The organism is Pseudomonas sp. NA-150 (assembly GCF_044336365.1).
Classification (GTDB): domain Bacteria; phylum Pseudomonadota; class Gammaproteobacteria; order Pseudomonadales; family Pseudomonadaceae; genus Aquipseudomonas.
In genome coordinates this window covers 3,995,735-4,014,281 of sequence record NZ_CP172305.1, presented here as the reverse complement: position 1 = coordinate 4,014,281, position 18,547 = coordinate 3,995,735, and the positions used below count along the sequence as shown (strand labels likewise).

General features: G+C 60.3%; 13 protein-coding genes, 4 tRNA genes and 2 pseudogenes. 16 read left to right on the top strand and 3 right to left on the bottom strand.

Annotated features, from left to right (window positions below; translation table 11 throughout):
* The first annotated feature begins 173 nt into the window (after positions 1 to 173).
* From ACF0H7_RS19015 to ACF0H7_RS18980, 8 genes and pseudogenes are all read left to right on the top strand, one after another.
* Positions 174 to 249: transfer RNA gene (locus ACF0H7_RS19015), tRNA-Ala, on the top strand.
* Positions 250 to 328: 79 nt separating this feature from the next.
* Positions 329 to 404 (top strand) — tRNA-Glu (locus ACF0H7_RS19010).
* Positions 405 to 456: 52 nt separating this feature from the next.
* Positions 457 to 532: transfer RNA gene (locus ACF0H7_RS19005), tRNA-Ala, on the top strand.
* A 79-nt stretch (positions 533 to 611) separates the two neighbouring features.
* A tRNA-Glu gene (locus tag ACF0H7_RS19000) sits at positions 612 to 687 on the top strand.
* Positions 688 to 1,380: 693 nt separating this feature from the next.
* Entirely contained in the window at positions 1,381 to 1,920 is a 540-nt protein-coding gene (locus ACF0H7_RS18995; protein WP_397448435.1) for a TetR/AcrR family transcriptional regulator, read from the top strand.
* Between the two features lie 49 nt (positions 1,921 to 1,969).
* The gene (locus ACF0H7_RS18990; RefSeq protein ID WP_397448434.1) at positions 1,970 to 2,803 is read left to right on the top strand and encodes an alpha/beta fold hydrolase; all 834 of its coding nucleotides are present in this window, start codon (positions 1,970 to 1,972) and stop codon (positions 2,801 to 2,803) included.
* 46 nt (positions 2,804 to 2,849) lie between these two features.
* Positions 2,850 to 3,235, top strand: a pseudogene (locus tag ACF0H7_RS18985) (acyl-CoA thioesterase).
* A gap of 75 nt (positions 3,236 to 3,310) precedes the next feature.
* Complete coding sequence (locus ACF0H7_RS18980; protein ID WP_397448433.1) at positions 3,311 to 4,270, top strand: tRNA dihydrouridine synthase; 960 nt, start codon at positions 3,311 to 3,313, stop codon at positions 4,268 to 4,270.
* Between the two features lie 164 nt (positions 4,271 to 4,434).
* Here ACF0H7_RS18980 and ACF0H7_RS18975 read toward each other — a convergent pair.
* Together ACF0H7_RS18975 and ACF0H7_RS18970 are read right to left on the bottom strand one after the other, a co-directional pair.
* A pseudogene (locus ACF0H7_RS18975) lies at positions 4,435 to 7,272 on the bottom strand (EAL domain-containing protein); the annotation flags it as partial.
* Positions 7,273 to 7,387: 115 nt separating this feature from the next.
* Complete coding sequence (locus ACF0H7_RS18970; RefSeq protein WP_397448432.1) at positions 7,388 to 8,266, bottom strand: LysR family transcriptional regulator; 879 nt, start codon at positions 8,264 to 8,266, stop codon at positions 7,388 to 7,390.
* Positions 8,267 to 8,431: 165 nt separating this feature from the next.
* Here ACF0H7_RS18970 and leuC point away from each other — a divergent pair, with 165 nt between their 5' ends.
* The 4 genes from leuC (at position 8,432) to asd (ending at position 12,890) form a co-directional block, all read left to right on the top strand.
* The gene (gene leuC / locus ACF0H7_RS18965) at positions 8,432 to 9,856 is read left to right on the top strand and encodes a 3-isopropylmalate dehydratase large subunit (protein WP_397448431.1); all 1,425 of its coding nucleotides are present in this window, start codon (positions 8,432 to 8,434) and stop codon (positions 9,854 to 9,856) included.
* 10 nt (positions 9,857 to 9,866) lie between these two features.
* Positions 9,867 to 10,511: a 3-isopropylmalate dehydratase small subunit gene (leuD, locus tag ACF0H7_RS18960; RefSeq protein ID WP_397448430.1), complete on the top strand. Its 645-nt coding sequence runs from the start codon at positions 9,867 to 9,869 to the stop codon at positions 10,509 to 10,511.
* A 114-nt stretch (positions 10,512 to 10,625) separates the two neighbouring features.
* On the top strand, positions 10,626 to 11,708 hold the full coding sequence (gene leuB, locus ACF0H7_RS18955; RefSeq protein WP_397448429.1) for a 3-isopropylmalate dehydrogenase: 1,083 nt from the start codon (positions 10,626 to 10,628) through the stop codon (positions 11,706 to 11,708).
* A gap of 69 nt (positions 11,709 to 11,777) precedes the next feature.
* The gene (gene asd / locus ACF0H7_RS18950; protein ID WP_397448428.1) at positions 11,778 to 12,890 is read left to right on the top strand and encodes an aspartate-semialdehyde dehydrogenase; all 1,113 of its coding nucleotides are present in this window, start codon (positions 11,778 to 11,780) and stop codon (positions 12,888 to 12,890) included.
* An 82-nt stretch (positions 12,891 to 12,972) separates the two neighbouring features.
* On the opposite strand, the gene ACF0H7_RS18945 is transcribed toward asd, so the two are convergent.
* Positions 12,973 to 14,088, bottom strand: coding sequence for an acyltransferase family protein (locus tag ACF0H7_RS18945; protein WP_397448427.1), 1,116 nt, complete (start codon positions 14,086 to 14,088; stop codon positions 12,973 to 12,975).
* A 175-nt stretch (positions 14,089 to 14,263) separates the two neighbouring features.
* Between ACF0H7_RS18945 and ACF0H7_RS18940 the strand changes: the two genes are divergently transcribed.
* The 4 genes from ACF0H7_RS18940 to ACF0H7_RS18925 all read left to right on the top strand — a co-directional run bounded on the left by ACF0H7_RS18940 (position 14,264) and on the right by ACF0H7_RS18925 (position 18,546).
* Positions 14,264 to 15,265: a 2-dehydro-3-deoxygalactonokinase gene (locus ACF0H7_RS18940; RefSeq protein WP_397448426.1), complete on the top strand. Its 1,002-nt coding sequence runs from the start codon at positions 14,264 to 14,266 to the stop codon at positions 15,263 to 15,265.
* A 1-nt stretch (position 15,266) separates the two neighbouring features.
* Positions 15,267 to 15,887, top strand: coding sequence for a 2-dehydro-3-deoxy-6-phosphogalactonate aldolase (locus ACF0H7_RS18935; protein ID WP_397448425.1), 621 nt, complete (start codon positions 15,267 to 15,269; stop codon positions 15,885 to 15,887).
* 46 nt (positions 15,888 to 15,933) lie between these two features.
* Complete coding sequence (gene dgoD / locus ACF0H7_RS18930; protein WP_397448424.1) at positions 15,934 to 17,082, top strand: galactonate dehydratase; 1,149 nt, start codon at positions 15,934 to 15,936, stop codon at positions 17,080 to 17,082.
* A 153-nt stretch (positions 17,083 to 17,235) separates the two neighbouring features.
* The gene (locus ACF0H7_RS18925) at positions 17,236 to 18,546 is read left to right on the top strand and encodes an MFS transporter (protein WP_397448423.1); all 1,311 of its coding nucleotides are present in this window, start codon (positions 17,236 to 17,238) and stop codon (positions 18,544 to 18,546) included.
* Position 18,547 lies beyond the last annotated feature (1 nt).

Genomic DNA, 18,547 nt, shown 5'->3' with positions numbered 1-18,547 from the left:
TTGATGGCCATTGTGTGTCCTCATTAGAGGGCGCACAGTAGCCATCCAACCCCCGAATTTACGGGGGTTGGACGGTAAGTGATTGTTATGCCGACGAAAAAGTTTAAAAAAAGTCGAAAATAAATTTGACAGCTTAGTCACTCGGCCTTAACATGCGCCCCGTCCACTGATGTGGGGCTATAGCTCAGCTGGGAGAGCGCTTGCATGGCATGCAAGAGGTCAACGGTTCGATCCCGTTTAGCTCCACCAAATTGTAGAGTTCAAGGTCTGGCCACACTGGCCTTGAATTGATCAGGTTAAGCCCGATCACGTTGTCTAGAAGGTTTGTGTCCCCTTCGTCTAGTGGCCTAGGACACCGCCCTTTCACGGCGGTAACAGGGGTTCGAGTCCCCTAGGGGACGCCAGTTTCAAGAAGTAACGCTTTAACAGGTTGCTCCGCCGCGAGGCGATAAATCTGGGGCTATAGCTCAGCTGGGAGAGCGCTTGCATGGCATGCAAGAGGTCAACGGTTCGATCCCGTTTAGCTCCACCAATTTAGTACAGTTCAAAGTCTGGCCACACAGACCTGAACCGATCAGACTCAGCCTGATCACGTTGTACAGAAGGTTTGCGTCCCCTTCGTCTAGTGGCCTAGGACACCGCCCTTTCACGGCGGTAACAGGGGTTCGAGTCCCCTAGGGGACGCCACGATTACCCGTTCTACGGGACCAAGGGTCATTCAATTATTGAATGGCCCTTTTGTTTTTTTGGCGTACTGATTTTTCCTTCCTGTCTCATACCCTTCTGATCAAACCCCCAACTACCTTGCTGCCTCCGCAGCCCGGCTTGCCGGCGTCAGCGATTTCACCAGCGCCATCTCCGGCAAGCCGGACTGGGGGATGTGTGCAGCGTTCTTGATCTTGATCTTGATCTTTACGATCCAGCTGACGAAACCCACTATCGCCCCGTTCCCAGCAGGCCGAACGCCGGTCCTGTTCCGGGGGATGCTCGACATGGATGTCGAGCAAGCCGCGACCCCCGCCAGGGATGGCGGGTCGCGGCGCGCCCCCGGAACAGGACCGGAGTGAGGACAGTCCGAGCCTAAGCGAGGACCCGTATGGCGGGGCAAGGACCTTTTGCTTACTTTTGGGTGGTCCGGCATTCCGGCTGTTTGCAAAAAGTGAGCCGCCGTAAGGGCGGAACCATACTAAAAGGCCCACACAAACAATGGATATAAACACCAACCCAAGCTCCCGAAGAAACAGCGTCAGCCAATCGTACAGCCGCCATCGCCGGCAAGCCGAACTGCTACGGATCTAAGTCCTGACTAGCGGCGCAAACTTTCGCTTGCGTATCCTTATTGTGAGGATAATATTATTCCCATAATATTGGGAGACTGTCATGAACGACAAAAAAGCGTTAACCCGCGAACGGATTCTCCAGGCCGCCAGTTCCGCATTAATCGCCCGTGGGCCAGTCGAACCCAGCGTCAATGACGTGATGGGCGCTGCCGGGCTGACTGTCGGCGGCTTCTACGCACACTTCGACAGCAAAGACGCCTTAATGCTCGAAGCCTTCAAGGCGCTGCTGACGCGCCGTCGTCAGGCGTTGGAGGACCTCGGCACCGAGCTGCCGGGCCAGGAGCGCCGCGCCCTACTGGCAGCGTTCTACCTGTCACGCAAGCACCGCGACGTTGAAATCCAGGCCTGCCCGATACCGTCCACGGTGGGCGAGTTGTCGCGCCTGCCAGAACCGTTTCGTGAGGCATTGGCCGAACACATCGAACTGATGACCGCACAGTTGTCCGCCAGCCCGGAGGAGGCCGATATCGCCCTGGCTGATCTGGCGCTAATGCTCGGCGGCCTGGCGCTGGCGAGAGCCTTGGGCCCGAGCGATTTGTCCGACCGTGTGTTGCGTGCCGCAAAAAGAGCGGTGCGTTGACTGAATACACCCTTTGCACCCGGCCATTCAGGCTGGCAGGAGATAAGCGATGAGCAGTTTAGGCTGGGTTCGCGGTGTCAATGGCACGCTGGGTCGGATAGCACCCAGCACCGTGGCGGCAAAAATGCGTCTGGTGTTCACCACGCCGCGTACTCTGCCACCCCGTGAGTGGGAATTGCCGCTGCTGGGGCGTGCTGAGCGCGTTACCTTGCGTTTCGGTTTGTCGGCGCTGCGCTGGGGCTCGGGCCCGACCGTGCTGTTGATGCACGGCTGGGAAGGGCGGCCGACGCAATTCGCCAGCCTGATCGACGCGTTGGTGGCGGCCGGCTACAGCGTTGTGGCGCTGGATGGCCCCGGCCACGGTCGTTCGCCGGGCCATGAAGCGCACGTGGTGCTGTTTGCCAGAGCGCTGCTGGAAGCCTCAGCCGAGCTGCCGCCGCTGCGGGCGGTTATCGGTCATTCCATGGGCGGCGCCAGCGCACTGCTGGCGACGCAAATGGGTCTGCGGTGCGAGACCCTGGTCAGTATTGCCGCGCCCAGCCGGATCATCGGCGTGCTACGGGGCTTTGCCCGGATGGTGGGGTTACCGCCGCTGGCGCGCTCTTCGTTTATTCGTCAGTTCGAGGAAAAAGTCGGCATGGCCGCCTCGGCGCTGGACGTCAGTCGTTACGAGTTGAACATGCCAGGGCTGATCGTCCACGCCGAAGACGACACCATGGTGCCGTTCAGCGAGTCGGAGCTGATTCACGAGGCGTGGTTCGACAGTCGTCTGCTGCGCCTCAAAGAGGGCGGCCATCAGCGCGTGCTGGCCGATCCGAAGCTGATCGACGGGGTGTTGGCGTTGCTCGCCGGGAGTGAGCACGCGCGGCGCCAATCAGCCTGATATTTGGTTACACTGCTCGCGAAACGACTTCCATGAAGGAGCGAGCATGAGCTGGGATCTGGCAACGCCATTTGTGATGGACCTGATCGTCACGGCGGACGATATCGATGGACTGGGGCACGCCAACAACGCGGTCTATGTTACCTGGCTCGAGCGCTGCGCCTGGCGGCATTCGCAGCAGCTCGGCCTGGACCTGACCGAATATCGGCGCATCGACCGCGCCATGGCGGTGGTGCGCAACGAGATCGATTACCTGGCCAGCGCCTGAAGATGACGCGCCGCTTTCAAATCAAACGCCCCAGCGACGGCCTGACCCTGCTGCGCGCGCAGACCACTTTCTGCTGCATCGAACTGTCCACCGGCAAGCCCAAGCGCATGCCCGTCGAGTTCATCGAAGGCTATGGCCCGGCGCTGCACAGCCAGCCGGCGTGATGCCAAACAGCGCATAAGCGTTCCCAATCCGGCAGTACCCCAGTAAACTGCCGGACTTTTTTTCGAGTGTGACCCATGCAAATTGCCTTGGCGCCCATGGAGGGGTTGGTCGACGACATCCTGCGCGATGTGCTGACTCAGGTTGGCGGCATCGACTGGTGTGTGACCGAATTCATCCGGGTGTCCGAGCGGTTGATTCCGGCGCACTATTTCTACAAGTACGCCTCGGAACTGCACCAGGGCGCGAAAACCGACGCCGGCGTGCCGTTGCGCGTGCAACTGCTGGGTTCCGACCCGGTGTGCCTGGCCGAGAATGCGGCGTTCGCCTGCGAACTGGGTGCGCCGGTGATGGACCTGAACTTTGGCTGCCCGGCCAAGACTGTCAACCGCTCGCGAGGCGGTGCGATCCTGCTCAAAGAGCCTGAACTGCTGCATCGGATTGTCGAGCAGGTGCGGCGTGGCGTTCCGGCGCACATTCCGGTGACGGCGAAGATGCGCCTGGGCTACGAAAGCCCGGAGGGCGCGCTCGATTGCGCACGTGCGCTGGCTGACGGCGGGGCCGAGCAGATTGTGGTGCACGCGCGGACCAAGGTCGACGGCTACAAGCCGCCAGCCCATTGGGAATGGATTGCGCGAATTCAGGAAGTGGTCAAGGTGCCGGTGGTGGCCAACGGCGAGATCTGGACCGTCGACGACTGGCGCCGCTGCAAGGAAATCTGCGGCGCGCGCGACATCATGATCGGCCGTGGCCTGGTGGCCCGTCCCGACCTGGCGCGACAAATCGCGGCGGCCGAGGCGGGGGAAGAAGTCGTGGAAATGACCTGGGCCGAACTGCAACCGATGCTGCAGGTGTTCTGGCAGATGGCGCTGGACAAAATGACCCTGGTCCAGGCACCGGGTCGCTTGAAGCAATGGTTGGCATTGCTGACCAAGAGCTATCCGGAAGCGACCTTGCTGTTCAATGAATTGCGTCGTGAGACAGATTGCGACCGCATCGGTCACTTGCTGGGCCTGCGTCAGAGCGAAGCGGCGTAGGCCAATTACGGTAGGTCGGCGTCTGGCGCAGGGTGGCGGATTACACAAATCCTGTGGGAGCAGGCTTGCCTGCGAATGGAACGACGCGGTGTGGCAGGCAGGACGCCATCGCGGGCAAGCCCGCTCCTACAGTTTTGATCTTGGGATACCCTTTTTGCTCTGCCTCAATCCTCTTTCTCCTGCCTCAACAACTGCACAAACGCCTCCAACGGCAATGGCTCGCTGAACAAATACCCCTGATACAAATGGCAGTCCAACTGTTGAAGAAAACGCAGTTGCTCAGGTTTTTCCACGCCTTCGGCCAGTACCGAGAGGTTCAGGCTGTAGGCCATGGCCACGATGGCGCGGATGATTTCGGCGTCGTTGGGGTCGGTGGTGGCGTCGCGGACGAAGGATTGGTCGATCTTCAGCGCGTCCACCGGCAGTCTTTTCAGGTAGGTCAGCGACGAATAGCCGGTGCCGAAATCGTCCATGGCAAAGCTGATGCCCATTTTTTTCAGGCGACGCATCTTGGCGATGGTGTCGTCGAGGTTCTGGATCACGATGCCTTCGGTGATTTCCAGCTTCAACAGGCGCGCCGGCAGGTGGTGCGTGTGCAGGCTGCGTTCGACACGCTCGACGAAGTCGTTCTGGCGAAATTGCCGGGGGCTGATGTTGACGCACATGTTGAAGTCGTCGGGGTCGATCAAGCCGTCATGCAGTAACTGGCCGCCGACTTTGCAGGCTTCGTCGAGAATCCAGCTGCCGACCTCCAGAATCATTCCGCTTTCTTCCAGAATCTGGATGAACTGACTCGGTGCCAGCGCGCCAACTTGCGGGTGTTGCCAGCGCAGCAGTGCCTCGGCACCGACAATACGATCATCCCGTGCGTCCACCTGTGGCTGGTAATGCAGGCTGAATTCGCCACGGACCAGGGCCAGGCGCAGATCGTTTTCCAGGCGTAGGCGTTCGCTGGCAGCCTTTTGCATGGTGTTGTGAAATAACTGGGTGGTATTGCGTCCGGAATCCTTGGCTCGGTAGAGGGCGATGTCGGCGCGCTTGAGCAAGTCGGTCGGGGTCGAGCCGTGGTCGGGAATCAGCGCCACGCCGATACTCGGGGTTACTTGCAGGCGTTGACCGTCGAGGAACATCGGCTCGGCCAGCAGTTCGCGCAGGGTGTCGGCCAGGCTGCGGACCTGATGCGTGACCTCGGCGCGCGAGCCTTCCAGGCCGCTGATCAATACGACGAACTCATCGCCGCCGAGACGGGCCACGGTGTCTTCCATGCGCACGCTGGCTTCGAGGCGGGCAGTGATGATCTTCAGCACGCTGTCGCCCACCGGATGACCGAGGGAGTCGTTGATGTGTTTGAAGTGGTCGAGGTCGAGAAACAGTAACGCGCCGCGCAAGTTGTGCCGCTTGAGCAGGGCGATCTGTTGACTCAGGCGATCCATCAGCAGGGCGCGGTTGGGCAGGTCGGTCAGTGGGTCGTGATACGCCAGGTGCTGGATCTGCGCCTGGGCGTTTTTCAACTGGCTGACATCCCGCGCGGTCAACAGCAGGCAGTCGGTCTCATTGAGGGTGATGGGCTCGACCGAGACATCCACTGTGATGATTTTTCCGTCCTTGTGCCGCCCCAGCAGCTCTCGGTGGTGGACCCGACCGTTTTCCTGCAGGTCACTGATGATCACGTCGCGCTGTTTGGTGTCGGCCCAGATGCCGATTTCGTAGACCGTCTTGCCCAATACCTCGTCGCTGGTATAACCGGTCAGGCGGCAGAAGCCGTCGTTGACCTCCAGGTAGCGACCCGAATCGCGCTCGGTGATGGTGATGGCGTCGGGGCTGGAGTGAAAGGCCTTGGCAAACTTTTCCTCGCTGGCCTTGAGCGCGGCTTCGGCGCGTTGTTGCTGGGTGATGTCGCGCAGGGTGCTGACCAGGCAAGGTTGCTCGTCGACCACGATCAGGCGGCTGGAGATGACGCAGGTCAGTTGTTCGCCGGCCTTGTTCTGCAAATAGACCTCGTGGCCGTCGAAGCCTTTCTCGGCGGTGATCTTTTCTTCGCGCTCATCCCGTTGTTGGGTGTCGGCCCAGAAGTGAATGTCATCGGCGTTGCAACCGATGATGTCCTCGGCCAGCCAGCCGAAGGTCTGGGTGAAGCTGGGGTTGATCTCGATAAACTGACCGGTTTCGAAGTGGGTCACGCACACGGGGTCGGGGCTGGCCTGGAACAGGCTGGCGAATTTCTCCTCGGAGCTGATCAGGCGTTGTTCGCGCTCGACCTGCTCGGTGATGTCGAGCAAGGTGCCGGCCATGCGCAGCGGCTCGCCGTTGGCGTCGCGGTAGAGGCGGGCGCGGCTTTCGAGGAAGCGCGAGGTGCCGTTTTCCAGCTGGATGCGGTAGGTGACCTGGTAATTGCCTTCGGGGCCTTCGCGCAGGCTGCGGTAAGCCTGGCGCATGTTGTCGCGTTCTTCGCCCAGTACACCCTCGAAAAAAGCGTCGAAAGATTCATGGAAGGGTTCCGGTTGCATGCCGTGCAGTTGTGCGGCCCGGGCCGAGCCGTAGAGCATGCCGGAAGGAATGTGCCAGTCCCAGGTGCCAAGTTGCGCCGAGTCCAGTGCCAGATCGAGCCGCTCCTGGCTTTCCTTGAGCGCCTGCTCGGCGCGTTTGTGTTCGGTGTTGTCGAGAAAGGTGCTGAGGATGTAGGCGCAGCCTTCCAGCTCGATTTTTTGCGCGCAGAGAATGCCGTCGTGGGCGCGGCCGCAGTTGGCGTTCAACTGGACTTCGAGGCTGACCGGCTTGGGATCGCCCTTGATCAGGTCCAGCACTTGCTCGCGCTGCGTCGGGTCGGTCCACAGGCCGATTTCCACCGTAGTACGCCCGAGCACTTCCTCTATCGGCCAGCCCAACAGGCTTTCGAAATAGCGGTTGGCTTCGCAGATCAGACCGTCTTCCAGCCGGGTCAGCAGCACAACGTTGGGGCACAGGTTGTACAGCGTCGCAAAGCGCTGCTCAGATCCGCTCAAATCGGCGGCCGGTCGCAGGGCAAGTAACGGCGGTCTGTCAGCGGTTTTCTGCATCGCTCCACAAGCCTCGAATGAATGGGTGCTCAGGGAACCTTTTTAGCACTTCCGAGGACAGTCAGTGCTGAATTATCTGTGCATCGAGCAAGCTCATGAAAGCGCGGGCGGCGTTGGACAGGGTGCGTTCGGTGTGCACGATGTAACCTAGCTGGCGTGTCAGCTGAATGCCCGGCAATGGGATGCGGGTGACTTGCTCATCGAGCATGGTGCGCGGCAGTACGCTCCAGGCAAGGCCAATGGACACCATCATTTTGATGGTTTCCATATAGTTAGTGCTCATGGCGATGTTTGGCTTGAGGCCCTGGGCTTCGCACAGGCGGCTGACAATGTGGTGGGTAAAGGTGTTTTCGCCGGGAAATACCGCCGGATAACGCGCAATATCGGTGAGATTGACGGCGCCGCTATTGACCAGCGGATGTTCCGGGGCCGCGACGAAATCCAGTGGGTCATCCCAGACCAGCACGGCCTTGACCAGCGTGTGAGGCTGCGGGGCGAGGGTGATCACCGCCAGTTCGGCGCGGCCGTGGAGAATTTCGTCGTAGGCCACTTCCGAATCGAGGAACTGAATATCCAGCGCAACCTGTGGGTAGCGTCGCGTGTACTCCCTTAATAGCGGGGGCAGGCGGTGCAGGCCAATGTGGTGACTGGTGGCCAGCGTCAGCCGTCCACTGACCTCGCCGGTGAGGTTGACCAGCGCGCGCCGGGTGTCATCCAGCACGCTGAGAATCTGGTAAGCCCTGGGCAGCAAGGCCCGGCCAGCCTCGGTCAGGCTGACTTCACGGCCCAAACGGTCGAATAATCTGACCGCCAGTTGCTGCTCCAGCCCGGCGATTCGTTTGCTGACTGCGGGTTGGGTCAAGTGCAGCCGTTCGGCGGCCGCAGAGAAGCTACCGGTCTCGGCAATCGCGATAAATGCGTTGAGGTTGGCCAAATCCATTGTGGTATTCCAGTCGGTTATCCAAAGCATAAAAATTATGAATTTGAGTTATTTAATCATAACTCATAGGATTCACCTCACAAGCCGAGAGGTTATCGAGCTAACCGGGTGCAAAACCGGGGCATCGCTAACCGGCATAGAAACACGCTGATGAGGAAACGTCTGATGGCCGGCAAAACGCTCTACGACAAGCTTTGGGATTCGCACGTGGTGAAACAGCGCGACGATGGGTCGGCGCTGATCTACATCGACCGTCACATCATTCACGAAGTGACCTCGCCACAAGCCTTTGAAGGCCTGCGTCTGGCCAAGCGCAAGCCATGGCGGATCGATGCCAATATCGCGACCCCAGACCATAACGTACCGACCACCCCGGAGCGCAAGGGCGGCATCGAAGCCATTGTCGATCAGGTCTCGCGTCTGCAAGTGCAGACCCTGGATGACAACTGCGACGAATACGGCATCACCGAATTCAAGATGAATGACCCGCGTCAGGGCATCGTTCACGTGATCGGCCCCGAGCAGGGCGCGACCTTGCCCGGCATGAGCGTGGTCTGCGGCGATTCGCACACCTCGACCCACGGTGCCTTCGGTGCGTTGGCCCATGGCATTGGTACGTCGGAAGTCGAGCACGTGCTCGCTACCCAGTGCCTGGTCGCCAAGAAAATGAAGAACATGCTGGTGTCGGTCGAAGGCAAACTGCCGTTCGGCGTCACCGCGAAAGACATCGTGCTCGCGGTGATTGGCAAGATCGGCACCGCTGGCGGTAACGGTCACGCCATTGAATTCGCTGGCAGCGCGATTCGCGATCTGTCGGTCGAAGGCCGCATGACCATCTGCAACATGTCCATCGAAGCGGGCGCGCGCGTCGGCATGGTGGCCACCGATGAGAAGACCGTTGCCTACGTCAAGGGTCGTCCATTCGCACCGAAGGGCGCGGAATGGGAGTTGGCGGTCGAAGCCTGGAAAGACCTGGTGTCCGATGCCGACGCGGTGTTCGATACCGTGGTCAAGCTCGACGCTACCCAGATCAAGCCGCAAGTCAGCTGGGGCACATCCCCGGAAATGGTGTTGGCGGTTGATCAAAATGTGCCGGACCCGGCTAAGGAAGCTGATCTGGTCAAGCGTGGCTCGATTGAGCGCGCGCTCAAGTACATGGGCTTGAAAGCCAATCAGGCAATCACCGATATCCAGTTGGACCGCGTGTTCATCGGTTCCTGCACCAACTCGCGTATCGAAGATTTGCGTGCGGCGGCGGATATCGCCAAGGGCCGTAAAGTCGCCTCGACGATCAAGCAGGCGATCGTGGTGCCGGGCTCGGGTCTGGTGAAGGCGCAGGCGGAAAAAGAAGGGTTGGACAAAATCTTCATCGAAGCCGGTTTTGAATGGCGCGAACCAGGCTGCTCCATGTGCCTGGCGATGAACCCGGACCGTTTGGAGAGTGGCGAGCATTGCGCGTCCACCTCCAACCGTAACTTCGAAGGTCGTCAAGGTGCCGGTGGTCGTACGCACCTGGTCAGCCCGGCGATGGCGGCTGCGGCAGCGGTCAACGGTCGATTCGTTGACGTCCGTGACATGATCCAACACTAAGGAGCCCAGCATGAAAGCATTTACCCAGCACACCGGCCTTGTCGCTCCTTTGGATCGTGCCAACGTTGACACCGATCAGATCATTCCCAAGCAATTTTTGAAGTCGATTAAGCGCACCGGTTTCGGCCCGAACCTGTTCGACGAGTGGCGTTACCTGGACGTGGGTCAGCCGTACCAGGACAACTCCAAGCGTCCGCTGAACAAGGACTTCGTGCTCAACCACGAGCGTTATCAAGGCGCCAGTGTGTTGCTGGCCCGTGAGAACTTCGGTTGTGGTTCCAGCCGTGAACACGCCCCATGGGCGCTGGAAGAGTACGGTTTCTGCGCGGTGATCGCGCCGAGCTACGCCGACATCTTCTTCAACAACAGCTTCAAGAACGGCCTGTTGCCGATTATCCTCAGCGACGCTGAAGTCGATGAGTTGTTCAAGCAAACCGAGGCCAACCCTGGCTATCAGTTGAGTGTCGATCTGGCGGCGCAGACCGTGACCCGTCCCGACGGCAAGGTGCTGTCGTTCGACGTCGACGAGTTCCGCAAACACTGCCTGCTCAACGGTCTCGACGACATCGGCCTGACCTTAATGGACCGCGATGCGATTGGCAGCTTCGAAGCCAAACACCGCGCCAGCCAGCCGTGGTTGTTTCGCGACGCGTAACACGATTTACCCTGTAGGAGCTGCCGGAGGCTGCGATTGCGGTGTGTCATATAAACCGCATCGCAGCCTACGGCAGCTCCTGCAAGTAACCGCATAAACAGAAACGAGGGTGTTATGAGCAAGCAGATCCTGATTCTCCCAGGTGACGGTATCGGTCCGGAAATCATGGCCGAAGCGGTCAAGGTGCTGGAACTGGCCAACGAGAAGTACCACCTGGACTTCGAACTGAGCCACGACCTGATCGGCGGCGCGGCCATCGACAAGCATGGCGTACCGCTGGCTGATGAGACGCTGGAGCGCGCCCGTGCCGCTGACGCCGTGCTGCTCGGCGCGGTGGGCGGCCCGAAATGGGACGCCATCGAGCGTGACATCCGTCCTGAGCGCGGTCTGCTGAAAATTCGTTCGCAGCTGGGTCTTTTTGGCAACTTGCGTCCGGCGATTCTCTACCCGCAGCTGGCCGAGGCGTCGAGCCTGAAGCCCGAGATCGTTTCCGGTCTGGACATCCTGATCGTGCGCGAACTGACCGGCGGCATTTACTTCGGTGCGCCACGCGGTACTCGGGTGTTGGATAATGGCGAACGCCAGGCCTACGACACACTGCCGTACAGCGAAAGCGAAATTCGCCGTATTGCCCGTGTCGGTTTCGACATGGCGCGCGTGCGTGGCAAGAAGCTGTGCTCGGTGGACAAGGCCAACGTGCTGGCCTCCAGCCAACTGTGGCGTGAAGTGGTCATCGAAGTGTCCAAGGATTACCCGGACGTCGAACTGAGCCACATGTACGTCGACAACGCCGCCATGCAACTGGTGCGGACACCGAAGCAGTTCGACGTGATCGTTACCGACAACATGTTCGGCGACATCCTGTCTGACCAGGCGTCGATGCTCACCGGCTCCATTGGCATGCTGCCGTCGGCGTCGCTGGATACCGCGAACAAGGGCATGTACGAGCCTTGCCACGGTTCGGCCCCGGACATCGCCGGTCAAGGCATTGCCAACCCGTTGGCGACTATTCTGTCGGTGTCGATGATGCTGCGTTACAGCTTCAACCTGACCGTTGCCGCAGACGCCATTGAACAGGCCGTGAGCCTGGTGCTGGATCAAGGTTTGCGTACCGGCGACATCTGGTCGGCAGGTCATGCCAAAGTCGGTACACAAGAAATGGGCGACGCAGTAGTCGCAGCGCTGCGGAATCTGTAATCTCTCGGGCCCGTTGTCTCATTCCTTTTGGAGATAACGGTCCCACTTTTTGTATAGGGTGTAGTTGCGATGAAACGTGTAGGTCTGATCGGTTGGCGCGGTATGGTCGGTTCCGTGCTCATGCAGCGGATGCTGGAAGAGCAGGATTTTGATCTTATCGAGCCGGTATTCTTCACCACGTCCAACGTGGGTGGCCAGGGTCCGGCTATCGGTAAGGACACCGCGCCCCTGAAGGATGCATACAACATTGAGGATCTCAAGACCCTCGATGTGGTGCTGACCTGCCAGGGTGGCGACTACACCAACGAGGTGTTCCCGAAACTGCGTGAAGCCGGTTGGCAGGGTTACTGGATCGACGCCGCTTCGTCCCTGCGCATGCAGGATGACGCAGTGATCGTGCTGGACCCGGTGAACCGCAAGGTCATCGACCAGCAGCTCGATGCCGGGACCAAGAACTACATCGGTGGCAACTGCACCGTCAGCCTGATGCTGATGGGCCTGGGCGGCTTGTTCGAAGCCGGTCTGGTGGAGTGGATGAACGTCATGACGTATCAGGCCGCTTCCGGTGCTGGCGCGCAGAACATGCGTGAGCTGATCAAGCAAATGGGCGCTACCCACGCCGCTGTCGCGGAAGAACTGGCCAACCCGGCCAGCGCGATCCTCGACATCGACCGCAAGGTCGCTGAGGCCATGCGCAGCGAAAGCTACCCGACCGAGAACTTCGGTGTGCCATTGGCCGGCAGCCTGATCCCGTGGATCGACAAGGAATTGCCCAACGGCCAAAGCCGCGAGGAGTGGAAAGGCCAGGCCGAGACCAACAAGATTCTCGGTCGCTTCAAGAGCGCAATTCCGGTGGATGGCATTTGCGTGCGCATCGGCGCCATGCGTTGCCACAGCCAGGCGCTGACCATCAAGCTGAACAAAGACGTACCGATTGCCGATATCGAAGGCATGATCAGCCAGCACAACCCTTGGGTGAAACTGGTGCCGAACCATCGTGAAGCCAGCATGCACGAGCTGAGCCCAACCTCGGTGACCGGCACGCTGAACATTCCTGTCGGTCGTCTGCGCAAGCTGAACATGGGTTCGCAATACCTGGGCGCCTTCACCGTCGGCGACCAACTGCTGTGGGGCGCGGCCGAACCGCTGCGTCGCATGCTGCGGATACTGCTAGAGCGTTAATTCGCTGGTCGTACTCGAAAGCCCGCTTCTCCTTCCGAGACGCGGGCTTTTTTATGCCCGGAATGCGGTCCTTCGGCAGCGCCTACAGGGAGGTTGTTTCAGGCATGAATGAGTTCCACCTCCTGCCCAGCGCAACCCCCGGCCGTTCGACATAACGGTATGTGAACATTGAAACAGCTAAAACCACGACTATCTCAGCGGCGACCAACAGGTTATCGAACAGCGCACTGCCCAGGCTGATCGTGCGAACGCCGGAAACATCCACCATCAGCGGCAGCCCGGTCGCCTTGCCCACGATCATCACGCCAATCATCGTCACGAACAGCACCGCGGCGTGGGTCATATAGATCGAGAACCAGCGCTTGCCCAGCCAGACAAACGCACGCTTGCGCAGCAGCCGCGACACCACGCCGGCCTCGAAGGCAAATATCCCGATAGCCACGCAGAACAGCACACTCAATAGGGCGTCCTGTGCGCTATAGCGCATAACGCCATACACCAGTGCCAGCACCAGCACCTCCAGCACGCTGCCGAGCCAGAAGCCTAGGCGCAGGCCTTGCAGGCGCTCATAGAGCCGATAGGTCACACCACCGGCAAAGAAACAGCCCACGCCGCGCAAAACGTTATCGCTCAATGGCGAGCCGCCCAGAGCCAGCGCCAGCAGGGCACACACGGCGATGACGATGAACACTTTGTTGGCCTGGGCGGGCAAGGCGAGGGCGATCAGGCCGAACAGCAGGTAGACGTAATACTCGACGCTGACATACCACGACGGGTAGTTGAACGACAGCGGGTTGGCGCCGGGCCACCAGGCCTGAATCAACAGCAGGTTGGGCAGGATCTCGCCCGGCGCCCGATCGCCGCTGAAGCTGGCGTTATTCAGCATGATCCCGCGACGTTCGAGGATCAGCTTCACGGCCTCGAAGCCGACAAACACCAGCAGCATCAACAGGTGCAACGGGTACACCCGGCAGGTACGGCTGATCATGAACTGTCGCAGCTGTTGAGTGCAGGTCAGGGCGTTGGCGTAGCGCGGGCACAGCACGAAGCCACTGTAGGCGAAGAACAGCAGCACCAGATAATGCACGCTCTTGAAAAACGCCAGTTCGGTCACGCTGTGCAAAACATGCGAGTGGTGAACCACAAACGCCAAGGCAAACAGCCCCCGAACACTGTAGAGCACTTGAAATGATCTCATCGCTGTCGTCCATGCCGGTGGGTGAGGCCTGGGCCAAATCATGCCAGCGGCGGGCGGGCTATCGGTTTATATATCCCACTATATGGGATAGTAATTTACATATTGAGATATCCCTGATTTCGGGTTTATAGTCAACGCCTGTTCAACCTCTTATAAAAAGAACCTGGGTGAAACGATGCAAGCGCAATTGATCGCGCTCGATTGGGGGACCACCTCTCTTCGTGCCTACCGACTTGGCGAAAACGGCCAGGTGCTGCAACAACGCTCACTCAGCAGCGGGATCATGCAGTTGCCCACCACGCCACGGCTGATTGCCGGGGTGATGTGCAGCGATGGCTTCGAACTGGCGTTCGACGAGGCTTGCGGTGACTGGCTCGACGCACAGCCAGGGCTGCCGGTGATCGCCTGTGGCATGGTCGGCAGCGCGCAGGGCTGGTGCGAGGCGGTGTACCGCGAGACACCGGCTGACGTCGCCGGGCTCAGCGCCGCGCTGCAAGTGGTGCGCAGTCTGCGTGGGGTCGACGTGCACATCGTGCCGGGCGTGCTCCAGCGTTCAGTGCTGCCGAATGTGATGCGTGGCGAAGAAACCCAGGTGCTGGGCATTCTGGCCACCCTTGGCGCTGAAACACCGCAGCAATCGCTGTTGATCGGCCTGCCGGGCAGCCATTCGAAATGGGTGCAGGTGGCCGAGGGCTGCATCGTCCATTTCGATACGTTCATGACCGGCGAGGTGTACGCCGCGCTCAGTGCCCACACCATCCTCGGCCGCACCCTGCAGTTCAGCGAAACCTTTGATGCCGAGGCGTTTGATCGTGGCGTCGCTGTCGCGTTGTCTGCCGACGGCGCGGCTGGGCCGTTGTCGACTATTTTCAGTTGCCGAACCCTCGGCCTGACCGGGCAGCTTGGCCCTCGGGCACAATCTGATTACCTGTCCGGTCTATTGATCGGTCACGAATTGGCGGCACTGACGGCCTTGCAACGGCAACGTCAGCCCGCCGGCGAACAGCTTCCTCCTATCATCCTGATTGGCAACGCGCACCTGTGCGCTCGCTATTGCCGTGCGCTAGCGGCCTGTGGCTTTGCCCAGGTCAGCGTCGCCGAACAGGCCACCGAACGCGGTTTGTGGCAATTGGCGGTACAGGCCAATTTGCTCAACTCGACTTTTGCAGAGGTTTGACATGCTTAAACAAGCACTGGCTAAAAACGGCTTGATCGCCATTCTTCGCGGCCTGCGCCCGGAAGAAGCTGCGGCTATCGGCGAGGTGTTGTATCAGGCGGGTTTTCGGGTCATCGAAGTACCGCTCAATTCGCCCCAGCCATACGACAGCATCCGCATCCTGCGCGAGACGCTGCCGGCCGACTGTTTGATCGGCGCCGGGACGGTGCTGACCCCGGAGCAAGTCAATCTGGTGAAAGAGGCGGGCGGTCAGGTGATCGTCATGCCGCATAGCGATCCCAAGGTCCTGCGCGCTGCCAAGGCGGCCGGGATGTTCCTGTCACCGGGTGTGGCGACGCCGACTGAAGCCTTCGCTGCGCTGGCGGAAGGTGCTGACGTGCTCAAGCTGTTCCCGGCCGAGCAAATCGGCCCGGCGGTGGTCAAGGCGTTCCTCGCAGTCTTGCCGGCGGGCACGCTGTTGCTCCCGGTGGGCGGGATTACGCCGGACAACATGCAGGTATTTTTCGACGCCGGCGTCTCCGGTTTCGGTCTCGGCTCTGGCTTGTTCAAACCGGGCATGAGCGCGGCAGACGTGGCCGAACGGGCCAAGGCCTACGTCTCGGCGTGGAACGCCCTGAATTGATCTGATCGATGCCTGCGGGCATCGCACCCAATAAGAGAATGCACAGATGAAAATCACCAAACTCACGACCTTTATCGTCCCGCCACGCTGGTGTTTCCTCAAGGTCGAAACCGACCAGGGCGTGACTGGCTGGGGCGAACCGGTGGTCGAAGGTCGCGCGCATACCGTGGCGGCTGCCGTCGAAGAACTCTCCGACTACTTGATCGGTAAAGACCCACGCAACATCGAAGACATCTGGACCGTGCTCTACCGGGGCGGTTTCTATCGCGGCGGGGCGATCCACATGAGCGCCCTGGCCGGTATCGACCAGGCGCTGTGGGACATCAAGGGCAAGCACCTCGGTGTGTCGGTCAGCGATTTACTCGGTGGTCAGGTGCGCGACAAGATTCGCGTTTACTCGTGGATCGGTGGCGACCGTCCGGCGGACACTGCGCGCGCGGCCAAGGAAGCGGTGGAGCGTGGTTTCACTGCGGTGAAAATGAACGGCACCGAAGAGCTGCAATTCCTCGACACCTTCGACAAGGTCGAGCTGGCGCTGGCCAACGTCGCAGCCGTGCGTGATGCGGTGGGGCCGAACGTCGGCATCGGCGTCGACTTCCACGGCCGGGTGCACAAGCCGATGGCCAAGGTGCTGATGAAGGAGCTGGATCAATTCAAGCTGATGTTCATCGAAGAGCCGGTGCTCAGCGAGAACTACGAAGCGCTGAAGGAGCTGGCGCCGCTGACCAGCACGCCGATTGCCCTGGGTGAGCGGTTGTTCTCGCGCTGGGACTTCAAGCGTGTGCTGAGCGAAGGCTACGTCGACATCATCCAGCCGGATGCGTCGCACGCCGGTGGCATCACCGAAACCCGCAAAATCGCCAACATGGCCGAGGCCTACGACGTGGCGCTGGCGCTGCATTGCCCGCTGGGACCGATCGCCCTGGCGGCGTGCCTGCAACTGGATGCGGTGTGCTACAACGCGTTCATCCAGGAGCAAAGCCTGGGCATCCACTACAACGAAAGCAACGACCTGCTGGACTACATCAAGAACCCGAACGTGTTCGATTACGACAAGGGCATGGTGAAGATCCCTAACGGTCCGGGCCTGGGCATCGAGATCAACGAGGAATACGTCAAGGAGCGCGCCGCCATCGGCCACCGCTGGCGCAACCCGATCTGGCGCCACGCCGACGGCAGTTTTGCCGAGTGGTAAGTTGGACAGTTAATTCGTAGGAGCGGGCTTGCCCGCGATAGCGGTTTACCAGGCAGACCACCGCATCAGACCCAATCGCGGGCAAGCCCGCTCCTACAGTTCATCCGCTCACTCAAATACGTCCTCAATAACCATAAAAACGAGGCACCCCCCATGCAGCCGCAATCCTTCACTGGAAAAGCATCGCTGGTGACGCCCAGTCGCAAGCGTTTTTTCATCATGGTGCTGTTGTTCATCACCGTGGTCATCAACTACCTCGATCGCAGCAACCTGTCGATCGCCGCACCGGCACTGACCACCGAGCTGGGCATTGATCCGATCCACGTCGGGCTGATTTTCTCGGCCTTTGGCTGGACCTATGCTGCGATGCAAATCCCTGGTGGCTGGCTGGTGGACCGGGTGCCGCCACGCATTCTGTATACCGTCGCACTGCTGCTGTGGTCACTGGCGACCGTCTGCCTGGGCTTCGCCGGCAGCTTCGTTGCCTTGTTCGTTTTGCGCATGGCCGTGGGCGCGCTGGAAGCGCCGGCGTACCCGATCAACAGCCGAGTGGTGACCAGTTGGTTTCCCGAGCGTGAACGGGCGACGGCGATCGGTTTCTACACCTCGGGGCAGTTCGTTGGTCTGGCGTTTCTGACCCCGGTGCTGGCCTGGTTGCAGGTGAGCTTCGGCTGGCACATGGTGTTTGTCTGCACCGGCGCCGTAGGGGTGATCTGGGCGCTGATCTGGTTTTGTGTGTATCGCGAGCCGCGTGACTTCAAGGGGGTGAATCAGGCGGAAATCGACTTGATTCAAGCAGGCGGCGGGCTGGTGGATATCCAGGCCAACAACGAGAAGTCAACGCGCGGTTTCAGCTGGCCGGACCTTGGCATCGTGCTCAGCAAACGCAAGCTGTGGGGGATCTATCTGGGCCAGTTTTGCCTGAACTCTACGTTGTGGTTCTTCCTCACCTGGTTCCCGACCTACTTGGTGAAGTACCGCGGCATGGACTTCATTAAGTCCGGCTTGCTGGCATCGCTACCTTTTCTGGCGGCCTTCGTCGGGGTGTTGTGCTCGGGTTTTTTCTCCGACTGGCTGATCCGTCGCGGGCATAGCGTGGGCTTTGCGCGCAAGTTGCCGATCATTGGCGGGCTGTTGATTTCCACCTCGATCATCGGCGCCAACTTTGTTGAATCGACGCCGCTGGTAATCGCGTTTCTAGCCCTGGCGTTCTTCGGCAACGGCCTGGCCTCGATCACCTGGTCCTTGGTCTCGACCCTGGCCCCGGCACGTCTACTGGGCCTGACCGGCGGCACCTTTAACTTCATCGGCAACCTGGCGGCGATTGCTACACCGATGGTGATTGGTTATCTGGTGTCAGGCGATTCCTTCGCCCCGGCCATTACCTACATCGCCGTGCTGGCGTTGCTGGGGGCGCTGTCCTACATCTTGCTGGTGGGCAAGGTGGAACGCATCGAGTTGTAAC

Bases quoted from the DNA above. Each gene is read 5' to 3' on its own strand.
- leuD (WP_397448430.1), top strand. From the start codon at position 9,867: ATGAAAGCATTTACCCAGCACACCGGCCTTGTCGCTCCTTTGGATCGT.
- ACF0H7_RS18925 (WP_397448423.1), top strand. From the start codon at position 17,236: ATGCAGCCGCAATCCTTCACTGGAAAAGCATCGCTGGTGACGCCCAGT.
- ACF0H7_RS18980 (WP_397448433.1), top strand. From the start codon at position 3,311: ATGCAAATTGCCTTGGCGCCCATGGAGGGGTTGGTCGACGACATCCTG.
- ACF0H7_RS18970 (WP_397448432.1), bottom strand. From the start codon at position 8,266: ATGGATTTGGCCAACCTCAACGCATTTATCGCGATTGCCGAGACCGGT.
- ACF0H7_RS18990 (WP_397448434.1), top strand. From the start codon at position 1,970: ATGAGCAGTTTAGGCTGGGTTCGCGGTGTCAATGGCACGCTGGGTCGG.
- asd (WP_397448428.1), top strand. From the start codon at position 11,778: ATGAAACGTGTAGGTCTGATCGGTTGGCGCGGTATGGTCGGTTCCGTG.
- ACF0H7_RS18945 (WP_397448427.1), bottom strand. From the start codon at position 14,088: ATGAGATCATTTCAAGTGCTCTACAGTGTTCGGGGGCTGTTTGCCTTG.
- ACF0H7_RS18940 (WP_397448426.1), top strand. From the start codon at position 14,264: ATGCAAGCGCAATTGATCGCGCTCGATTGGGGGACCACCTCTCTTCGT.
- ACF0H7_RS18995 (WP_397448435.1), top strand. From the start codon at position 1,381: ATGAACGACAAAAAAGCGTTAACCCGCGAACGGATTCTCCAGGCCGCC.
- dgoD (WP_397448424.1), top strand. From the start codon at position 15,934: ATGAAAATCACCAAACTCACGACCTTTATCGTCCCGCCACGCTGGTGT.
- ACF0H7_RS18935 (WP_397448425.1), top strand. From the start codon at position 15,267: ATGCTTAAACAAGCACTGGCTAAAAACGGCTTGATCGCCATTCTTCGC.
- leuC (WP_397448431.1), top strand. From the start codon at position 8,432: ATGGCCGGCAAAACGCTCTACGACAAGCTTTGGGATTCGCACGTGGTG.
- leuB (WP_397448429.1), top strand. From the start codon at position 10,626: ATGAGCAAGCAGATCCTGATTCTCCCAGGTGACGGTATCGGTCCGGAA.